Raw genomic sequence first — 1,673 nt, forward strand, 5'->3', positions numbered from 1 at the left:
CCGGTGTTGTTGACGGTAATAATACCGCTTACCCGGCAAACCTCCTCCGTCTCCAGTGGAGTGCGGGATGCGGTGATGGTATAGCTGATGCTGCCTGTTTCTCCCCGTGCCAGGGTCAGGGTTTCCGGTTCCGCTGTTTTTGTAATTGACCAGCCATACACGGTCCGCTGCTCCCAGATTCCATCCGCAGTCAGCGTCACTGTTAGCGAGGTCCCTGCCTGTGAAGAGAAGCATTCTTGATTGGCCAGGGCGGGGGCTGCTGCCATCAGTAAAACCATGCTGATAACGATCAGCAGAACAACTTTATTCAGATTCATTTTTTATCCTCCTTTCTCTTTTTAAAGAAGTCGATTTCCATGTGATGGGTTTTGTCGCAAATGTATATGCCGGATCAAGCGGTATTATTAATAAAAAAGTTCGCCAATTAACGGCGTAAAATGGAGTAATAAGGGATATCCATACCCGGGGGAAGGGGCCCGGTGGAAATTAGAGCACTAATATATAGATTGTGAGGTTGAATAGACAGCATAAAGGGACATTTGCCGGCATTAAGTTAAAGACGGTTCCTTTTTCAGGGTAAGTTCGATTGAATTGCCTTCCGTTGATAACTGTGCTATACTACCGACGGATAATTCAATTACACACGCCTCCGGAGCCCGGACCGGGTCGGCCGTCTGCGGGCCGCGGGAGAGGCCTTGAGGGAGCGCGGTGGATAAACCAAAGGAGGAATTTTCTTGGCAATCGTGACCATGAAACAGCTGCTCGAAGCGGGGGTTCACTTCGGGCATCAGACTCGACGCTGGAATCCCAAGATGAAAAACTATATCTTCACCGAACGCAACGGTATCTACATTATTGATCTGCAGAAAACAGTCAAGCTGATGGATGTGGCCTTCAACTTTGTGCGCGATATCGCCGCGCGGGGCGGCCACGTAGTTTTTGTAGGTACCAAGAAACAGGCCCAGGAATCGATCCGGCTTGAAACTGAAAGATGCGGGATGCATTATGTGAACCAGCGTTGGCTCGGCGGGATGCTGACTAACTTCCAGACCATCAGCCGGCGGATTCAACGGCTGCATGATCTGGAGAAGATGGAAGAGGACGGCACCTTCGACCTGCTGCCCAAAAAAGAGGTGCTCATCCTGAAACACGAGCATGAGAAGCTGCTCAAGTTTCTCGGCGGGATCAGGAACTTGAAGGCCCTGCCCGATGCCGTCTATGTCGTGGATCCGCGCAAGGAGAGGATCGCCGTAGCCGAAGCGCGCAAGCTGGGCATCCCCATCATCGCCATCGTCGATACCAACTGCGACCCCGATGAGATAGATTACATCATTCCGGGGAACGACGATGCGATCAGGGCCATCAAGCTGATCACCTCGTGCCTGGCCGATGCGGCTATCGAAGGCCGGCATCTTCTGGATGCGGATCAGGACGAAGATGATGTCGCAGGAGAAGGCGCAGAGATTCGGAAAGATGCCGCCGTTAAAGATGATGCCGGTAAACCGGCGGAGAAACCGGAAGAAAGCACCGCCATTGAGGCATCAGAGAAGCCTGCCGGATAACGGTAGGGGAGTAGATCAGAATTCCCACGTTTTACACAAAACACGATTAGTGAAAGCGTATTTCAAATACTAGATCCTTCGGGCTTCGCCATCAGGATGACAGAAACCACG

At 51.8% G+C, this 1,673-nt stretch carries 2 protein-coding genes; one reads left to right on the top strand and one right to left on the bottom strand.

Going from position 1 to position 1,673, the window contains the following annotated elements:
- Window positions 1–317, bottom strand: a 317-nt coding sequence (locus GX147_08505) for a hypothetical protein (GenBank protein ID NLN60726.1), incomplete at its 3' end; no start/stop codon positions are given.
- A 417-nt stretch (window positions 318–734) separates the two neighbouring features.
- On the opposite strand from GX147_08505, the gene rpsB reads away from it, so the two are divergent.
- Window positions 735–1,562 (top strand): 30S ribosomal protein S2, encoded by an 828-nt coding sequence (rpsB, locus tag GX147_08510; protein ID NLN60727.1) that lies wholly within the window; start codon window positions 735–737, stop codon window positions 1,560–1,562.
- The last annotated feature ends 111 nt before the right edge of the window (window positions 1,563–1,673 follow it).

The organism is Deltaproteobacteria bacterium, from assembly GCA_012522415.1.
GTDB lineage: Bacteria > Desulfobacterota > Syntrophia > Syntrophales > JAAYKM01 > JAAYKM01.